Annotated in this window: 15 protein-coding genes; 4 read left to right on the top strand and 11 right to left on the bottom strand. The window is 73.4% G+C overall.

What is annotated here, in order from left to right; translation table 11 throughout:
* Positions 1–32: 32 nt before the first annotated feature.
* From IEZ03_RS00960 to IEZ03_RS00940, 5 genes are all read right to left on the bottom strand, one after another.
* Positions 33–1,286, bottom strand: coding sequence for an aspartate aminotransferase family protein (locus IEZ03_RS00960; RefSeq protein WP_184882977.1), 1,254 nt, complete (start codon positions 1,284–1,286; stop codon positions 33–35).
* Between the two features lie 116 nt (positions 1,287–1,402).
* A complete protein-coding gene (locus IEZ03_RS00955; protein ID WP_131976255.1) occupies positions 1,403–2,062 on the bottom strand; it encodes a GntR family transcriptional regulator in 660 nt (219 codons plus the stop codon).
* 18 nt (positions 2,063–2,080) lie between these two features.
* Positions 2,081–2,866, bottom strand: coding sequence for a maleate cis-trans isomerase family protein (locus IEZ03_RS00950; RefSeq protein WP_184882979.1), 786 nt, complete (start codon positions 2,864–2,866; stop codon positions 2,081–2,083).
* A 36-nt stretch (positions 2,867–2,902) separates the two neighbouring features.
* Positions 2,903–3,664: a maleate cis-trans isomerase family protein gene (locus IEZ03_RS00945; protein ID WP_184882981.1), complete on the bottom strand. Its 762-nt coding sequence runs from the start codon at positions 3,662–3,664 to the stop codon at positions 2,903–2,905.
* 16 nt (positions 3,665–3,680) lie between these two features.
* Entirely contained in the window at positions 3,681–4,163 is a 483-nt protein-coding gene (locus tag IEZ03_RS00940; RefSeq protein WP_221481272.1) for a DUF3830 family protein, read from the bottom strand.
* Positions 4,164–4,431: 268 nt separating this feature from the next.
* Here IEZ03_RS00940 and IEZ03_RS00935 point away from each other — a divergent pair, with 268 nt between their 5' ends.
* A complete protein-coding gene (locus IEZ03_RS00935; RefSeq protein WP_221480639.1) occupies positions 4,432–5,433 on the top strand; it encodes a D-2-hydroxyacid dehydrogenase in 1,002 nt (333 codons plus the stop codon).
* Complete coding sequence (locus IEZ03_RS00930; protein ID WP_184890513.1) at positions 5,430–6,860, top strand: amidase; 1,431 nt, start codon at positions 5,430–5,432, stop codon at positions 6,858–6,860. The genes IEZ03_RS00935 and IEZ03_RS00930 overlap by 4 nt, the downstream gene beginning before the upstream one ends.
* Positions 6,861–6,882: 22 nt before the next feature.
* Here IEZ03_RS00930 and IEZ03_RS00925 read toward each other — a convergent pair whose 3' ends face one another.
* Complete coding sequence (locus tag IEZ03_RS00925) at positions 6,883–7,896, bottom strand: alcohol dehydrogenase catalytic domain-containing protein (protein WP_184882985.1); 1,014 nt, start codon at positions 7,894–7,896, stop codon at positions 6,883–6,885.
* A gap of 110 nt (positions 7,897–8,006) precedes the next feature.
* On the opposite strand from IEZ03_RS00925, the gene IEZ03_RS00920 reads away from it, so the two are divergent.
* On the top strand, positions 8,007–8,729 hold the full coding sequence (locus IEZ03_RS00920) for a TetR/AcrR family transcriptional regulator (protein ID WP_184882987.1): 723 nt from the start codon (positions 8,007–8,009) through the stop codon (positions 8,727–8,729).
* 4 nt (positions 8,730–8,733) lie between these two features.
* Here the strand turns inward: IEZ03_RS00920 and IEZ03_RS00915 are convergent, their stop codons facing one another.
* The 4 genes from IEZ03_RS00915 to IEZ03_RS00900 all read right to left on the bottom strand — a co-directional run bounded on the left by IEZ03_RS00915 (position 8,734) and on the right by IEZ03_RS00900 (position 14,005).
* Entirely contained in the window at positions 8,734–9,393 is a 660-nt protein-coding gene (locus IEZ03_RS00915; protein WP_229807901.1) for a DUF1707 SHOCT-like domain-containing protein, read from the bottom strand.
* Between the two features lie 9 nt (positions 9,394–9,402).
* Positions 9,403–11,703, bottom strand: a complete 2,301-nt coding sequence (locus IEZ03_RS00910; RefSeq protein ID WP_184882989.1) for an FdhF/YdeP family oxidoreductase — start codon at positions 11,701–11,703, stop codon at positions 9,403–9,405.
* Positions 11,704–11,833: 130 nt separating this feature from the next.
* Positions 11,834–12,919 (bottom strand): S1C family serine protease, encoded by a 1,086-nt coding sequence (locus IEZ03_RS00905; RefSeq protein WP_184882991.1) that lies wholly within the window; start codon positions 12,917–12,919, stop codon positions 11,834–11,836.
* Positions 12,920–13,024: 105 nt separating this feature from the next.
* Positions 13,025–14,005 carry a phosphotriesterase family protein gene (locus IEZ03_RS00900; protein ID WP_184882993.1) on the bottom strand — a complete coding sequence of 327 codons (981 nt, stop codon included), beginning with the start codon at positions 14,003–14,005 and terminating at the stop codon, positions 13,025–13,027.
* A gap of 129 nt (positions 14,006–14,134) precedes the next feature.
* Between IEZ03_RS00900 and IEZ03_RS00895 the strand changes: the two genes are divergently transcribed.
* Entirely contained in the window at positions 14,135–14,776 is a 642-nt protein-coding gene (locus tag IEZ03_RS00895) for a TetR/AcrR family transcriptional regulator (protein WP_229807900.1), read from the top strand.
* Here IEZ03_RS00895 and IEZ03_RS00890 read toward each other — a convergent pair.
* Positions 14,765–16,045 (bottom strand): multidrug effflux MFS transporter, encoded by a 1,281-nt coding sequence (locus tag IEZ03_RS00890; RefSeq protein WP_184882995.1) that lies wholly within the window; start codon positions 16,043–16,045, stop codon positions 14,765–14,767. The two genes, IEZ03_RS00895 and IEZ03_RS00890, sit on opposite strands and share 12 nt — an antisense overlap.
* Positions 16,046–16,137 lie beyond the last annotated feature (92 nt).

Here is a 16,137-nt window from a genome sequence, read left to right as displayed (position 1 = left end):
GCGCCGGTGTATCCAGCGTCTCCCTGTCCGGGTCAGCCGACCGCGTCGGCGACGGCGTCCGCCCAGAGGCCGAGCGCGTCGTCGATCTGCGACTCGGTGACGATCAGCGGCGGGATCATCCGGACGACGTTGCCGTACGCGCCGCAGGTCAGCAGCAGGAGCCCGCGCTCGGTCGCCGCCTTGTGGGCGCGCGCCGCGGCGTCGGCGTCGGGCTCGCCGCCGGGCGCGGTGAACTCGGCGGCCTGCATCAGCCCGAGCCCGCGCACGTCCCCGATGGCCGGGTGGTCGGCGGCGACCTTCTGCAGTCCGTCGTTCAGCCGCGCGCCCTGCCGGGCGGCGTTGCCGACCAGGTCCTCGTCCTGGATGACCTGGAGCGTGGCGAGCGCCGCGGCGCAGGAGACCGCGTTGCCGCCGTAGGTGCCGCCCTGCGAGCCGGGGCGGGCCTTCTCCATCAGCGCGGTCGGCGCCGCGATCGCCGACAGCGGGAAGCCGCTGGCCAGGCCCTTGGCGGTGATGAGGATGTCGGGGAGCGCGGCGGAGTGCTCGTGCCCCCAGAACCGGCCGGTCCGCCCGAACCCGGTCTGCACCTCGTCCATGATCAGCAGGATGCCGTGCCGGTCGGCGCGCTCGCGCAGCCCCTCCAGGAACCCGGGCGGGGCGGGGATGTAGCCGCCCTCGCCGAGCACCGGCTCGACGATGAACGCGGCGGTGTCGGACGCGGGACTGGCGGTGACGAGCAGGTAGTCGAGCTCGCGCAGCGCGAACCGGGTGGCCTCGTCCTCGTCCCAGCCGTACCGGTAGGCCTGCGGGAACGGCGCGATGGCGGCGCCCGGCATCAGCGGGCCGATGCCGGCGCGGAACTTCGTGCCCGCGGTGGTGAGCGCGGCGGCGCCCATGGTCCGGCCGTGGAAGGAGCCGTGGAAGACGACGATGTTCTGCCGGCCGGTGGCGTGCCGCGCCAGCCGGATGGACGCCTCGACGGCCTCGCTGCCGCTGTTGAGGAAGAACAGCGAGTCGAGCCCGGACGGCAGCACGTCGCCGAGCGCCTCGGTGAGGCGCAGCAGCGGCTCGTGCATGACCGTCGTGTACTGGCCGTGGATAAGCGTGCCGACCTGCCGCTGCGCGGCCTCGACCACGCGCGGGTGGCAGTGGCCGGTGCCCGTGACGCCGATGCCCGCGGTGAAGTCGAGGTGCCGCCGGCCGTCGGTGTCGTACAGGTAGACGCCCTCGCCGCGCTCGGCAAGGACGGGGGTGGCCTGCTTGAGCAGGGGTGACAGCTTAGCCATGCGTCGTCCCTCCGATGCCCTTCGTAGATTGTCGACAATCTGCAATGTAGGTGCCCCTGGGACCGGATGTCCAGCGCCGCGGGGCCACTCCGGTACGGCGCCGCCGGAAGAGAGTGCTAGGGGAGGCGGAGCCGCTCGATGGAGTCGGTCATGTGCTCCTCGATGAGGGTCAGCAGCCGCTCCTCCTCGCCGTCGCCGATCGCGTCGACCAGCCGCCGGTGCTCCTCGACCAGCTCGGACGGCTCCGGGTAGGTGTCCTGCAGCGCGTTGAGGCACATGCGGGTCTCCACCAGGAGGGTGTGCGCCATCCGCTCCAGCCGGGGGCTGCCGGACGAGCTGACCAGGACCTCGTGGAACGCCTGGTCGGCGTCGCTCATCGCGACCCGGTCGCGCTGGTCGGCCGCGTCGATGAGCGCGTCGAGGGCGTCGGTGAGCCGGGCGACGGCCTCCCCGCGGTTCCGCTCCATGATCAGCTGGCACGCCTCCCGCTCGATGGCGAGCCGGGCGAGGTAGACGTCCTCGACGTCGCCCTCGTCCAGGGTGATGACGAACAGCCCGCGGTGCGGTTCGCTGACCAGCAGCCCCTCCTGGACGAGCCGCTGCATCGCCTCGCGCAGCGGGCCGCGGCTGATGCCGAGCCGGCCGGCCAGCTCGGCCTCGCCGAGCTGGGCGCCGGGCTCCAGCGACCCGTACATGATCGCCGAGCGCAGCTCGTCCGAGACGATCTCGACGGTCGACTTGCGGGGGACAGGTTCCAGCTCACCCAATCGGCCCATTGCCGCGGGGCCCCTTTCTCATAGCTGCGAGGTATCTCGTCCCCGCTCGGCGACGCCGGACGGGACGGCGGCGGGCTCGGCGAACAGCCGGCCCAGCCCGGTGCGCGGCGGGAGCCCCCCGGGACCGGACGCGAGCCGCAGCCCCTCCCACACGCTCACCTGGTTGGCGGTCAGGACCGGCTTGCCGACCCGTGCCTCCAGCTCGTCGAGCCAGGACACGGTGTGCAGCGCGGTGTCGGGCACCAGCACCGCCTCGGCGTCCGGATGGTCGTTGGCGGCGACGAAGGCGAGCACCTCGTCGCGGCCCAGGGTGCCGACCTCGGCGGCGGTGACGATGCCCCGGCAGGACAGCGCCACCACCTCGATCCCGGCGTGGCCGAGGAACGCGACGAACCGCTCGGCGACGTCGGCCGGGTAGGTCGCGGCGATCGCGACCCTGGTCACGCCGAGGGCCCGCGCGGCGTTCACGAAGGCGAACGAGGTGCTGGACGCGGGCACGCCCGCTTCCGCGGCGACGCCCTCGACCTGCCGCGCGGCGCCGTCCCAGCCGAACACGAAGCTCCCGCTGGTACAGGCCCACACCGCGGACTGGACGCCCATGTCGCGCAGGACGCGGGCGCCCTCGCCCAGCACGTCGGCGCCGCCGACGTCCAGCAGCGCGTCGACGCGATGGGCGTCCTCGCGCATCAGCGTGTGGACGACCGGCAGGCGCACCCCGCCGAGCGCGAGCTCGATGGCGGGATAGTCGTCCTCAGCGCTGTAGCCGGGGTAAAGGAACCCGGCGCTCAACCCGTTCTGTGGCATCGAATCGTCAATCCTACCCTTGGGCTCCATCGGTGATCAGGCGGCGGTGGACGGGGCCAGCTGCACGAGCGACTGCCCGGGACCGGCCGCCGAGCGGCCCATCGAGCGCAGTGCCGTGCACATCGTGACCTGGTTGGCGGTGAGGACCGGCTTGCCGATCATCTGTTCCAGCGGGGCGATGATGTCGTACGTCGGCACGTTCGTGCAGCTTATGAAGACGGCCTCGGCCTCGGGGCCGTCGACCGACGACACCGCCGACACGATCTCGCCGTAGCCGACCTTCCAGATGTGGCTGAGCAGCCCCATCCCGACCGACGACACCACTTCGATGCCGTACTCGCCGAGGAAGGACACCAGCCGCTCGGTGACCGCGTCGATGTAGGGGGTGACGACCGCGATGCGGCTGACGTCGAGGAGCCGGAGCGACTCCACCAGCGCACCCGACGTCGTCGTGGAGACCGGCGCGCCGGCCAGCCGCATCGACTCGTGCAGCCGCAGCTCGCCCGCTTTGCCGCCGATGAAGCTCCCCGACGCGCAGGCGTAGGCGACGGCGAGCGGCTCGGGGGCGAGCACGTCGCGCGTGGCCTGCCGGACGATGGACTGGTCGGACAGCGCGGACGCCATCTCGACGGTGACCGGTACCGGGACGTACGGGAGCCGCGTCATGTACAGCGACACGTCGTCGGGCGTCCAGCGCCACAGTTCGCGGTCGAGGGCGAAGTCGAAGGGCGCGACCACGCCGATGCCGTGCTGGGCGAGCAGCTCGGGGCCGACGACCAGCGTGGGGTCGAATGTCATTTGCGCGCCCACCGCTCTAGGACTCGAGGCGGCTGTAGACGAGGCGCTCGCCGACGCCGCCGGAGCGCCAGACGTCGTTGCAGGCCTCGGCCATGCGGTCGAGACCGTCGACGATCGTCGCGTACACGTTGCCGGGGACCCAGCCGACGTCCCCGTTGAGCAGCAGGTTGTTGCGACCGTAGAAGATGGCGAGGTCGATTACGCCGGGCAGCGTGTGGATGTTCTTCTCCTCCTTGAAGCGCCGGTCGAGCATGCCGCCGGCGAAGGAGAAGTAGACGACGTCGCCCGGGATGGGGGTGACCGTGGGGTTCTCGAGGCCGACCTCCTCCTCGGAGAACCGCTCGACCATCGTGTAGACCTCGTTCCGCGCGTACTTGGCGTGGTAGGCGTCCCCGCCGAGCGGGAGGGAGTTCCACACCGCCTCGCAGGTGCGCGGCGCGTCCTTCTCCAGTAGTTCCGCGACGCACGAGACGCCGCGACGCTCCAGAGTGATGGTCATGAGCTTGGGCATGCTGGGCCTCCCCGTGGACAGGGGTGGGCGAGAACGTCGCCACCCGAAGGACTCTTCCGTTAGAGCGCTCTGGGATCCGTCCTGGCCTTGCGTGGGCAGGTTGCGACGGTCTTGCAGCACACGAGATCTCAGTGCGGTGCCCGGGGCCGCAGTGCACCGCGCTGATTGTTGACAATCCTACGAAACGTTCCTAGCGTGTCAATGCCCCCCCGAGTTGCCTTCACGTAAACTCTGGTCTCCCTGAAAGTGGCGCTCCATGGACCCTGCTCCGCCCGCACCCGGAGGGCCGCCCGACGTGGTGGTCCTGACCGGGGACGCCCGCCCGCGGGGGATGGCCGACGCGGAGCGCCTCGCCCGCGTCCGCTACGTCCGCGAGACAGAGCTCGCGGACGCCCTGCCCGGCGCGGACGTCCTGTTCGTGTGGGACTTCCTCTCCGACGCGGTCGCCGGGGCGTGGCCGCGGACCGGCGGGCCCGAGTGGGTCCACATCGCGAGCGCCGGGGTCGACCGGCTGCTCTTCCCCGGCCTTGTCGAGTCCGGCACGGTCGTCACCAACTCCCGCGGCGTCTTCGACGAGCCGATCGCAGAATACGTGCTCGGGCTGGTGCTCACGTTCGCCAAGGACCTGCACACGACCGTCCGGCTCCAGGGCGAGCGCCGCTGGCTGCACCGCGAGACCGAGCGCGTCACCGGTGCCCGCGCCCTGGTCGTCGGCACCGGGCCGATCGGCCGCGCGATCGGCCGCCGCCTGTCGGCCGCGGGCCTGGCCGTGTCCGGCGCGGGCCGCACGCCGCGCGACGCCGACCCCGACCTCGGCGTCGTCCACCCGATGGAGCGGCTCGGCGAGGCGCTCGCCGAGGCCGACTACGTCGTGCTGGCGGCGCCGCTCACCCCGGAGACCCGCCACATGGTCGACGCCGCCGCGCTCGCGCGGATGCGGCCGTCCGCGCGGCTCGTCAACGTGGGGCGCGGCGCGCTGGTGAACGAGGCCGACCTGGTCGAGGCGCTGCGGGCCGGCCGGATCGCGGGCGCGGCCCTCGACGTCTTCGAGGACGAGCCGCTCCCGGAGTCGTCGCCCCTGTGGGACATGCCGAACGTGCTCGTCTCCCCGCACATGTCCGGCGACGTCATCGGCTGGCGGGACGAGCTGGTCCGGCTGTTCACCGCCAACCTCGACCGCCATGTCGCCGGGCGCCCGCTGCGCAACGTCGTGGACAAGCGGCTCGGCTACGTGGGTTCACCGCAGAGGGTCGGCTGACCAGTGCACCGGAGGGGGATGCAGTGACCGTGACGAAGACCGACGCGGCCGATCTGACCGCGGCCGAGCTGCTGCGGGAGTACGAGGCGGGGACGCTCTCCCCGGTCGAGGCGGCGCAGGCCGTCCTCGACCGGATCGAGCGCGACGACCCCGCGCTCAACGCGTTCTGCCTGGTCGACGAGGAGACCACGCTCGACATGGCCCGCGCGGCGGCCGACCGGCGGGCGCGGGGCGCGACGCTCGGCCCGCTGGACGGCGTGCCCGTCTCCATCAAGGACGTCCTGCTCACCCGCGGCTGGCCCACGCTGCGCGGCTCCACGACGATCGACCCGGCGGGCCCGTGGGACGAGGACGCCCCGTCGGTCGCCCGGCTCCGCGAGCAGGGCGCGGTCTTCGTCGGCAAGACGACCACGCCGGAGTTCGCGTGGAAGGGCGTCACCGACAACCCGCTCACCGGCGTCACCCGCAACCCGTGGGCCACGTCCCGCACGCCGGGCGGGTCGAGCGGCGGCGCGGCGGCGGCCGTCGCGGCGGGCATGGCGCCGCTCGCCCTCGGCACGGACGGCGGCGGCTCGGTGCGCATCCCGGCCGCGTTCACCGGCACGTTCACCATCAAGCCGACCTACGGCCGCATCCCGCACTACCCGGCGAGCCCGTTCGGGACGCTCGCGCACGTCGGCCCGATGACCTACACCGTCGCGGACGCGGCGCTGCTGCTCGACGCGATCTGCGGACCCGACGGCCGCGACTGGTCCTCGCTCGCGCCGCCGGACGTCCCGTTCACCGAGGCCCGCCCGGACGACCTGACCGGCCTGCGCGTGGCGTTCAGCCCCGACCTCGGCTTCGCGAAGGTCGATCCGGAGATCGCGGCGTCCGTCGCGGCCGCCGCCGAGGTGTTCGCCGAGCTGGGCGCCAAGGTCGAGCAGGCGGGCCCCGGCTTCGGCGACCCCGTCGAGGAGTTCGAGGTCCTGTGGTTCGCGGGGGCCGCGAAGGTCGTCGACCACCTGCCGCCCGAGGCGCGCGCACGGCTCGACCCGGGCCTGCGGGAGATCTGCGAGCAGGGCGCGGGGTACTCGGCGCTCGAGTACCTGACCGCCACGGCCCGCCGGATGGAGCTCGGTCGCATCATGGGCCTGTTCCACGAGCGCTACGACCTGCTGCTCACCCCGACGATGCCGATCGCGGCGTTCGAGGCCGGCCTGGAGGTGCCGCCGGGCTCGCCGTCCCCGCGCTGGACGAGCTGGACCCCGTTCACCTACCCGTTCAACATGACGCAGCAGCCCGCCGCGAGCCTGCCGTGCGGCTTCACCTCGGCGGGGCTGCCGATCGGCCTCCAGGTCGTCGGCGCCCGGCACGCCGACGCCCTGGTGATGGCCGCCTGCCACGCCTTCGAGCGGGCGCGCCCGTGGAAGAGGTGGACGCCCTAGCCGGCCTCGGCGGTGCCGCGTCTCAGCCGAACGTGATCACCGTGCGGCCGCGGCGGCGGCCCTGGTCCATCTCGGCGAGGACGCGCGGCGCGTCGTCCAGCCGGACGGCCGTGACCGCGGGGACGATCCCGTGCGCCACCGCGAAGTCGAGGGTGTCGCGCAGGTCGGCGGGGGACCCGGACGGCGTGCCCATCACGCGCAGCCGGTTGGCGACCAGGGCGAGCGGCGACACCTCCACGTTCGCGGCGTCGAAGCCGACGTAGACCAGGGTGCCGTCCGCGCGCAGGCCGCCGAAGGCGGCGAGTCCCGTCGCGGTGTCGGGCGCGGTGTTCATGACGACGTCCGCGCCGCCCCAGGCCCGCAGCGCCTCGGCGGGGTCCTGCTCGGAGGTCGCGACGTACAGCTCCGCGCCGCCGCGCAGTGCCTCCTCTTCGGCGCTGCGCGTGCGGGACACCGCGGCGACCCGGGCGCCCATCGCGGCGGCGAACCGGACGGCCAGCATGCCGACGCCGCCGGTGCCGAGCACGGCGACCCTCGACCCGGCGACCGCGCCGGCCCGCCGCAGCCCGTTGAACGCGGTGACGCCCGCGCACATCAGCGGCGCGCCGGCCACGGGGTCGAGGCCGCCGGGCAGCGGGGTGACGAAACCGGCGCGGCCCACGAAGTACTCGGCGTAGCCGCCGTCGCGGTTCACCCCGGTGACCGGCCTGGGGAGGGCGCCGCACAGGTTCTGGTCGCCGCGCACGCACTGGTCGCAGTGGCCGCACGATCCGTACGGCCACGCGGCGCCGACGCGGGTGCCGACCTCCGGCCACTCGACGCCCGGGCCGAGCGCCGCGACGACGCCGCTGATCTCGTGGCCCGGCACGACCGGGAACGTCCCGAAGGCGTAGTGCCCCCGCAGGTGGTTGACCTCGGAGAAGCACATCCCGCACGCGGTGACCTCGACGAGGATCTCGCCGGGGCCCGGTTCGGGCACCTCCCGCTCGACGATCTCCAGCGGCTTGCCGGGTGCGGACAGTAGCGCGCTGCGCATGGCAGGTCCCCTCTCGGACATGGGTTCATAGCGCTGATACACGAATCACCATAACGCCGCTATGGGAGCTTGCATAGCGGTGCTCGGGAAACTTCTGTAACGTTGATTTCGTGACCGCGCAGAAGGACCTCGACACCCGGGACCGGATCCTGCGGACGGCCGCCCGGCTGCTGGCCGAGGCCGATGGCGAGCCGGTCTCGACGCGCGCCGTCTGCACGGCGGCCGGGGTGGGGGCGCCGACGCTCTACCACCACTTCGGCGACAAGCGCGGGCTGTTCGACGCCGTCGCCGCCTACGGCTTCGAGACGTACCTGGCGAGCAAGCGCGCCCAGCGGAGCACCGGAGACCCGGTCGACGACCTGCGCCGCGGCTGGGACCTGCACGTCGAGTACGGCCGCACGAACCCCGCGTTCTACACCCTGATGTACGGGACGCCCCGGACGCCGCCCATCGCGGCGGAGGCGCACCGCATCCTGCTCGGCCTCGTCGGGGCGGCCGCCCGCGCCGGGCGGCTCCGCGTCCCCGCCGGCACGGCCGCACGGATGATCCACGCGGCCGGTGTCGGCGTCACCCTCGCGCTCATCGCGGACGAGGCCGGCGAGCCGGGCAAGGAGGCGGACGGGGCGGCGGACAACGAGCTGTCCGAGCGGACGAGGGAGGCGGTCCTGGCCGCGGTCACCGTCCCCCGCGAAGGGGAGGGCGACGCGCGGAGTACGTCCGCGGCGCGCGCGGTCGCGCTGCGCGCCGCGCTGGCCGCCGATCCGCCGAAGCGGCTGTCCGCGCCGGAGGCGGCCCTGCTCGGCGAATGGCTGGACCGGATCGCCGACGGCTAGCCGGTCAGTCGTCCTCGGGCGGCCGCAGTTCCTTGTCGCGCTTCTTCTGCCGGCTCGACTTGCGGCGCTTCACCCCGACGCCGCCCCAGAACGCCAGGCCCCTGATGACGACCGTGGGCGAGCCGGGCACCCCCGGGCCGCTCGCCCGCTGGTCGAACCCGCCCATGATCCCGAGGCCCTTGACGTGCACGGTGATGTCCTCCGGCACGACGATGTCGATGCCGCCCATGATGGCCAGCGCCCGGATCGTCGTCTCCGGCTCCTCGAACCGCGCGTCGCGCAGGTCGATCTTCCCGCCGCCCCAGAACGCGAACGCCCGGAACACGCGGGGGACGTTCCACACGCCCGCCCGCAGGAAGCCGCTCATGATGCCGATGCCGCCCGTCCAGGACGGCGCGCCCTGCAGCGGACGCCAGGCCGCCGCCCCGGACGGCGCGGGCGCCGGGGCCGCGCCGGGGGCGGGCAGGTCCCGGGTGAGCGGCTCCAGGTCCGCGTAGGTCTTGGCCGCGTACACCGCGTCCAGGCGCTCGTCCAGCTCCTCCAGGGTCAGTCGCCCGTCGCCGGCCGCGTCCCGCAGCACCTGCGCGACCCGGTCGCGGTCGGCGTCGCCGGCCCGCATCTCCGGCGACGCGGAGGGTCCCGGGCGGTCGGGGAGGTTCGTCATGCCCCGAGCCTAAACCAGGTCCCCCTCCTGGGACCCCGCAGGCTCGAGACGGACGATCACGGATTTGGACGTGGGGGTGTTGCTCACCTGCGCGGTGCTGTCGAGCGGGACGAGGACGTTGGTCTCCGGGAAGTACGCCGCCGCGCAGCCCGCCGCGGTCGGGTAGGCGACGGCGCGGAACGACGGCGCGCGGCGCTCGACGCCGTCCTCCCACTCGGAGACCAGGTCGACCGTCGCGCCATCCGCCAGCCCGAGGGCGGACAGGTCGGCCGGGTTGACGAACACGACGCGGCGCCCGGCCTTGATGCCCCGGTAGCGGTCGTCCAGCCCGTAGACGGTGGTGTTGTACTGGTCGTGGCTCCGGACGGTCTGCAGCAGCAGCCGCCCCTCCGGGACCCGGAGGACCTCCAGCTCGTTCACCGTGAGGTTGGCCTTGCCCGTGGCGGTGGGGAACCTGCGCTCGTCGCGCGGCGCGTGCGGGAGCGTGAACCCGCCGTGCTCGCGGACGCGGGCGTTGAACTCGGCGAACCCGGGCACGACGCGGGAGACGTGGTCGCGGATCACGTCGTAGTCGCGTTCCATCGCCTCCCACGCGATGCCCGAGCCGGGGAGCGCCGCCCTCGCCAGGCGGCAGACGATCGACACCTCCGACAGCAGGTGCGGGGAGGCGGGGGCGAGGCGGCCCCGCGAGGCGTGCACCATCCCCATCGAGTCCTCGACCGAGACGAACTGCGGCCCGGACCCCTGCTCGTCCCGCTCGGTGCGGCCGAGCGTCGGCAGGATCAGCGCCAGCTCGCCCACTTCGGCGTGCGAGCGGTTGAGCTTGGTGGAGACCTGCGCGGTCAGCCGGCAGTTCCGCAGCGCCGCCTCGGTGACCGCGGAGTCGGGGGTGGCGCGGACGAAGTTGCCGCCCATGCCGAGGAACACCTTCGCGCGGCCGTCCCGCATGGCGCGGATCGCGTTCACGGTGTCCACGCCGTGCTCGCGCGGCGGCTCGAACCCGAACTCGGCGGCGAGCGCGTCCAGGAACTCGGGCTTCGGCCGCTCCCAGATGCCCATCGTCCGGTCGCCCTGCACGTTGGAGTGGCCGCGCACCGGGCAGACGCCCGCGCCGGGGCGGCCGATGTTGCCGCGCAGCAGCAGGAAGTTGACGATCTCGCGGATCGTGGGGACGGAGTTGCGGTGCTGGGTGAGGCCCATCGCCCAGCAGACGATGATCCTCTCCGCCCGCAGGACGTCGTCGAGCGCCCCGCCGATCTCGGCGCGGGTCAGCCCCGTCGCCGCCAGCACGTCGTCCCAGTCCAGGCCGAGGACGTGCTTCTCGAACGCCTCGAACCCGTGGGTGTGCGCGTCGAGGAACGCGCGGTCGACGGCGTCCGGCGCGTCCGACTCCAGCAGCATCCGGTTGAGCGCCTGGAACAGGGCGAGGTCGCCGTTCAGCCGGATCTGCAGGAACCGGTCGGCGAGCACGGTGCCCTTCCCCGCGACCCCGGACGCGCGCTGCGGGTTCTTGAACCGCATCAGCCCCGCCTCGGGCAGCGGGTTGACGGCGACGATCCGGGCGCCCTCCCGCTTGGCCCGTTCCAGCGCCGACAGCATCCGCGGGTGGTTGGTCCCCGGGTTCTGCCCCACGACGAAGATCAGGTCGGCCCGGCCGAGGTCCTCCAGCAGCACCGACCCCTTGCCGACGCCGAGGGTCTCGCTCAGCGCCGACCCGGACGACTCGTGGCACATGTTGCTGCAGTCCGGCAGGTTGTTCGTGCCGAACGCGCGGACGAACAGCTGGTAGGCGAACGCGGCCTCGTTGCTCGTGCGGCCCGAGGTGTAGAAGACGGCCTCGTCCGGTGAGTCCAGCGCGTTCAGCTCCGCCGCCAGCAGGCCGAACGCCTCGTCCCACGACACCGGCTCGTAGTGCCCGGACCCGGGGCGCTTCAGCATCGGCTCGGTGAGGCGCCCCTGCTGCCCGAGCCAGTGGTCGGAGCGTTCCGCCAGCTCGGCCACGCTGTACCGGGCGAAGAACTCGCGGGTGACCCGCCGCGTCGTGGCCTCCTCCGCGACGGCCTTCGCGCCGTTCTCGCAGAACTCGGCGACGTGCCGGCGGTCGCCCTCCGGCCACGCGCACCCCGGGCAGTCGAAGCCCGTCTTCTGGTTGACGCGCGCCAGCGTCAGCGCGGTGCGCCGGACCCCCATCTGCTCGTACGACCGCCGGAGCGCGGCCGTGACGCCCGGCACGCCGGCGGACCACGTCTTCGGCTCCGACACCTCGAGGCCCGCGTCGTCGAAGTCGTCGGAAGGCGCCTTGCGGCTCATCGCACCCACATCCTCGTAGTCGCCCGGGATCCCCCTCACTCTCGCACGAGGACGCGCACGCGTCCCTCAGCGAATCCGGATGGCGGAAACGAAGGGCACGCCGAGCCGGTCGGATGCCGTCCGGCGGGCGCTACTGGGGAGGGCCCTCGGCGAGGCGGACCGTGGCGGACACGGCGGCGCCCTGGGCGGTCGTCCACTCCAGCTGGACGACATCGCCCGGATGGTGGGCCAGCATCAGCGTCGTCAGGGTGGTGGGCGAGTCGACGCCCCGGCCGTCGAAGGTGACGATGGAGGCCCCGACCGGGATGCGCGCGGCCTCCGCGGGGGAGCCGGGCACGACCTCGGCGACGACGGCGCCCTGCGAGTTGCGGTTGGAGCGGACCTTGACGCCGAGCATGGCGGTCGGCCCGATGTGCACGGTGATGGACGACTCGCCGCGCTGGATCTGCCGGGCGACGTCCAGGGCCCGGTCGGACGGGATCGCGTACCCGCGGTGGTTCTTGTTCTTGGCCGCGTCCTTCGAGAGGCCGGCGGACGCGGCGGTGTTGATGCCGATCACCTTGCCGTCCGTGTTCAGCAGCGGCCCGCCCGAGTCGCCCGGCTCGATCGGCGCGTCGGTCTCGATCAGGCCGCTGAGCCGCTCGGTGGTGCCGCTGCTGTCGTCGCGGGCGGTGACGGACTGCTCCAGGGCGGTCACCTCGCCGGTGACGACCCGGGGCCTGCCGCCCTCACCGCCCGCGTTGCCGACGGCGGTGACCGTGTCGCCGACGCTCACGCCGGACGCCGAGGCGAACGCGGCGGCCTTGAGCCCGGCCGCGCCCTCCAGCCGGATCACCGCGATGTCGCCCGCGCGGTCGTAGCCGACGACTTGCGCGGTGTAGGTGCGGCGGTTGTCGGTGTCGGTGCCCCTGATCCTGGTGGCGCCCCTGATCACGTGGTTGTTGGTCAGCACGAGCCCGGAGGCCGTGAGCACGACGCCCGTCCCGGCGGCGCGGGTGCCGCGCAGGTCCTGCTCGGTCTCGATGTTGACGACGCCGGGGCGGCGGCCGCTGGGCTTGGCGTTCTTGCTCTTGGGCGACGCGGTGACGGGCGGCGGGACGTCCTCGGTCGTCCCGCCCCCCACGATCCGGCAGCCGGGGACGAGCAGGGCCAGCAGCGTGACCAGGAACAACACCGTCACGGCACGGATGCCGCGACGCGGGGTGTCTTCGCGCACCGGCCGCCTCCCTCACTGTCCTCCCCATGATTTCCCGAAAAGCGGCGATTAGTCGTTCATGGAGGACGATCGTGACCAGGTGGTCGCCGGCGCGCGCCGGAACGCTCAGCGGGTGAAGTAGCGCCGCGGGTTGGCCACGAGCATCTGGTCGATCTGGGCGTCGCCGACGCCGGCGGCGCGCAGGGCGGGCAGCACGTCGTCGGTGATGTGCCGGTAGTGCCAGTTCGGCTGCATCGCCGGGACCGTCGCCGGGTCGGGGCCGAACCAGTCGATGAAGCAGCTCGCGTCGTGGCTGAGCACGATCCGGTCGGCATAGCCGCGCTCGCACAGGGCGGCGATGGTGGCCACCCGGTTCTCGGTCGGGTTGATGATGTCGAGGCCGAAGCGGTCCATGCCGAGGATCGCGCCGGAGTCGGCGAGCTCCGCCAGGTAGTCGAGGTCGTTGCTGTCGCCCGCGTGCCCGATCACGACCTTGGTGAGGTCCACGCCCTCCTTGCCGAGCAGGTCGACGACCGTCCGGCCCGCGTGGATGGAGCTCTCGGTGTGCACGGTGAGCGGCGCGCCCGTCTCGCGGTGCGCCCCGGCGACGGCGCGCAGCACCCGCTCGACCCCGGGGGTCAGCCCGGGGGCGTCCACGGCGCACTTGAGGAACGCCGCCTTGACGCCGGTGCCGCCGATGCCCTCGGTCAGGTCGCGGACGAAGTCGGCGATCATCGGGTCGGGGCCGGCGTCCAGCATCGTGCCGGGGCCGCGGTGGTGGAACTGGAACGGCACGTCGTTGTAGGTGTAGAGCCCCGTCGCCGCGATGATGTTGAGTTCCGGCACCTGCTCGTTGATCCGCTGGATCCGCGGGATGTAGCGGCCGAGGCCCCACACGGTCGGGTCCGCGATCGTTCGGATGCCGCGATCGGCCAGCTCGCGCAGCTTCGCGACCGCGTCGGCGACCTTCTCGTCCTCGTCCCACCAGTCGCCCGCGCCGTAGTTCTGGACGTTCTCGGTGCCGAGGACGAAGACGTGCTCGTGCATGAACGTGCGGCCGAGTTCGCCGGCCTCCACGGGGCCGCGGACGGTCTCCACTGCGGGCATGGGCTCTCCTCTGTCCGGGCGCCGTACGGCTCTGTACGGCCACGAGGTGCATACCGACCGGTCGGTTTTCTGGCAAGCTATGACGTGGGACACATCGGAGTCAATGCCCCGCGGACGGGAGGTGCCCAGGTGACGGACACGGCAGGGCCCGGCCCGGCGGGCCCCCGGTCGGCGGGGCCCGTGCGGTCGAGCGCGGTCGAGCGGCGCATCCTGGACGCGGCGCTCCGGCTGTTCGCCGAACGCGGCTTCGACGGGACGTCCGTGCAGGGCATCGTGGAGGCCGCCGAGGTCACCAAGGGCGCTCTCTACCACTACTTCGACTCCAAGGACGACCTCCTCTACGAGATCTACCACTCGCTGATCGCCCGGCAGCTCGCCGACCTCGGCGACGTCCTGGCGCGCGGGCTGCCGCCCCGCGAGGCCGTCCGCGCGGTGCTGACCGGGCTGATCCGCAGCACGGCGGAGCACATCGACGAGGCGAAGGTCTTCTCCCGCGAGATGCACCGGCTGGACGGCGCCCGGATGCGCTCGGTCCGCGCCGACCGCCGCCGCTACCACGTGACGTTCCGCGGCCTCGTCGAGAAGGGGCAGCGGGCCGGGGTGTTCAGCGACGCGACCCCCGCCGAGACCGTCACGATCGTCGCGCTCGGCATGGTGAACCAGATGCCGTCCTGGTACCGGGCGGACGGCCCGAAGCCCGCCGCGCGGCTCGCCGACGAGGTCGCCGGGTTCATCCTGACCGCCCTCGAAGGCGGCGCGTCAGCCCGGTGACGGCGGTGCCGCCCCGGTGTCCTGCCGGGCGTCCGCCCCGCCGTCCCGCGGGGCGCGGGTGGCGGTCGCGGTGACGAGGGACGCCAGCACCGCGAGCGCCGCGATCGACACGGCCATCGGGACGGCGGTGTCCGGCCCGGCGATCCCGGCCAGCGGCGCGGCGGCCCCGCCCAGCGCGAACTGGGTGACGCCGAGCAGCGCCGAGGCGCTCCCCGCCACCTCGGACGCGGGGCCCGTCAGCGCCAGCGCGGTCGCGTTCGGCAGCACGAAGCCCTGCCCGGAGGTGACCAGGAACAGGGCGGGCAGCACCCCGTACACGCCCGCGCCGGTGAAGACGGAGGCCAGCAGGACGGCCCCGCCCGCCGTCATCATGCCGAGCCCGACGGCGAGCAGCAGGCGCAGCCGCACCAGCCCGGCGAGCCGGCCGCCGATCTGCGCGGCGGTCACGGTCCCGAGGGCGTTGACGCCGAAGGCGATGCCGAACGTCTGCGGCGACAGCCCGTAGATGTCCTGCAGGACGAACGGCGACCCCGAGATGTAGGTGAACATCGCCCCGAACGACAGGCCGATCGTCAGCGCGTACCCGGCGAACATCCGGTCGGCCGCGAGGCCCCGGAACGTGCGCACCGTCGCGCGCAGGCCGCCCGTCGCGCGGCGCGCGGGCGGCAGCGTCTCCTTCACCCCGAGCAGCGCGCCGAGGAACAGCGCGACGCCGACCCCGGACAGGACCGCGAACAGGCCCGGCCACGGCATCAGCCGCAGCAGCTGCCCCCCGGCCACCGGCGCGAGGATCGGGGCGAGCCCGGTGACCAGCATCAGCGTCGAGAAGAACCGGGCGGCGGCCACGCCCTGGTAGAGGTCGCGGACGATCGCCCGCGCGATCACGATCCCGGCGGCCCCGGTCGCGCCCTGCACCACCCGCAGTGCGATCAGCGTCTCCACGGTGGGGGCGGCGGCGCACAGCAGCGACGCGGCGGCGTAGGCGGCCAGCCCGGCCAGCAGCGGCCGGCGCCGCCCGAGCGTGTCGCTGAGCGGGCCCGCCACCGCCTGCCCCGCGGCGAGGCCGGCGACGCACGCGGTCAGCGTGAGCTGCGTCTGCATCGCGCCCGTCGACAGGTCGCCGGCCAGCGCGGGCAGCGCGGGCAGGTACAGGTCGATCGACAGCGGCCCGATGGCCGTCAGCGACCCGAGGATGAGGATGAGCCAGAGCCGCCGGTCCATCCATCCGCCGGTCGCCGTCTCGGCGGCTGGATCGGCCGTCTGGGTCATGATCGCCTTCCGTTCGGGGGGCCGCGGGCGGACGATCGCCAAAGAACGTCCAATCCGATGATGGATCTATATCTTCCTGCTCATCAGGGTGT

The sequence above is a fragment of the Actinomadura livida genome, assembly GCF_014648675.1.
Classification (GTDB): domain Bacteria; phylum Actinomycetota; class Actinomycetes; order Streptosporangiales; family Streptosporangiaceae; genus Spirillospora; species Spirillospora livida.
This window is presented reverse-complemented; position numbering and strand designations above follow the sequence as displayed.

Coding starts and splice junctions, on each gene's coding strand:
- IEZ03_RS00900 (WP_184882993.1), bottom strand. CDS start 14,005: ATGCCCGCAGTGGAGACCGTCCGCGGCCCCGTGGAGGCCGGCGAACTC.
- IEZ03_RS00925 (WP_184882985.1), bottom strand. CDS start 7,896: ATGCGCAGCGCGCTACTGTCCGCACCCGGCAAGCCGCTGGAGATCGTC.
- IEZ03_RS00950 (WP_184882979.1), bottom strand. CDS start 2,866: ATGCCACAGAACGGGTTGAGCGCCGGGTTCCTTTACCCCGGCTACAGC.
- IEZ03_RS00960 (WP_184882977.1), bottom strand. CDS start 1,286: ATGGCTAAGCTGTCACCCCTGCTCAAGCAGGCCACCCCCGTCCTTGCC.
- IEZ03_RS00910 (WP_184882989.1), bottom strand. CDS start 11,703: ATGAGCCGCAAGGCGCCTTCCGACGACTTCGACGACGCGGGCCTCGAG.
- IEZ03_RS00915 (WP_229807901.1), bottom strand. CDS start 9,393: ATGACGAACCTCCCCGACCGCCCGGGACCCTCCGCGTCGCCGGAGATG.
- IEZ03_RS00935 (WP_221480639.1), top strand. CDS start 4,432: ATGGACCCTGCTCCGCCCGCACCCGGAGGGCCGCCCGACGTGGTGGTC.
- IEZ03_RS00955 (WP_131976255.1), bottom strand. CDS start 2,062: ATGGGCCGATTGGGTGAGCTGGAACCTGTCCCCCGCAAGTCGACCGTC.
- IEZ03_RS00945 (WP_184882981.1), bottom strand. CDS start 3,664: ATGACATTCGACCCCACGCTGGTCGTCGGCCCCGAGCTGCTCGCCCAG.
- IEZ03_RS00940 (WP_221481272.1), bottom strand. CDS start 4,163: ATGACCATCACTCTGGAGCGTCGCGGCGTCTCGTGCGTCGCGGAACTA.
- IEZ03_RS00890 (WP_184882995.1), bottom strand. CDS start 16,045: ATGACCCAGACGGCCGATCCAGCCGCCGAGACGGCGACCGGCGGATGG.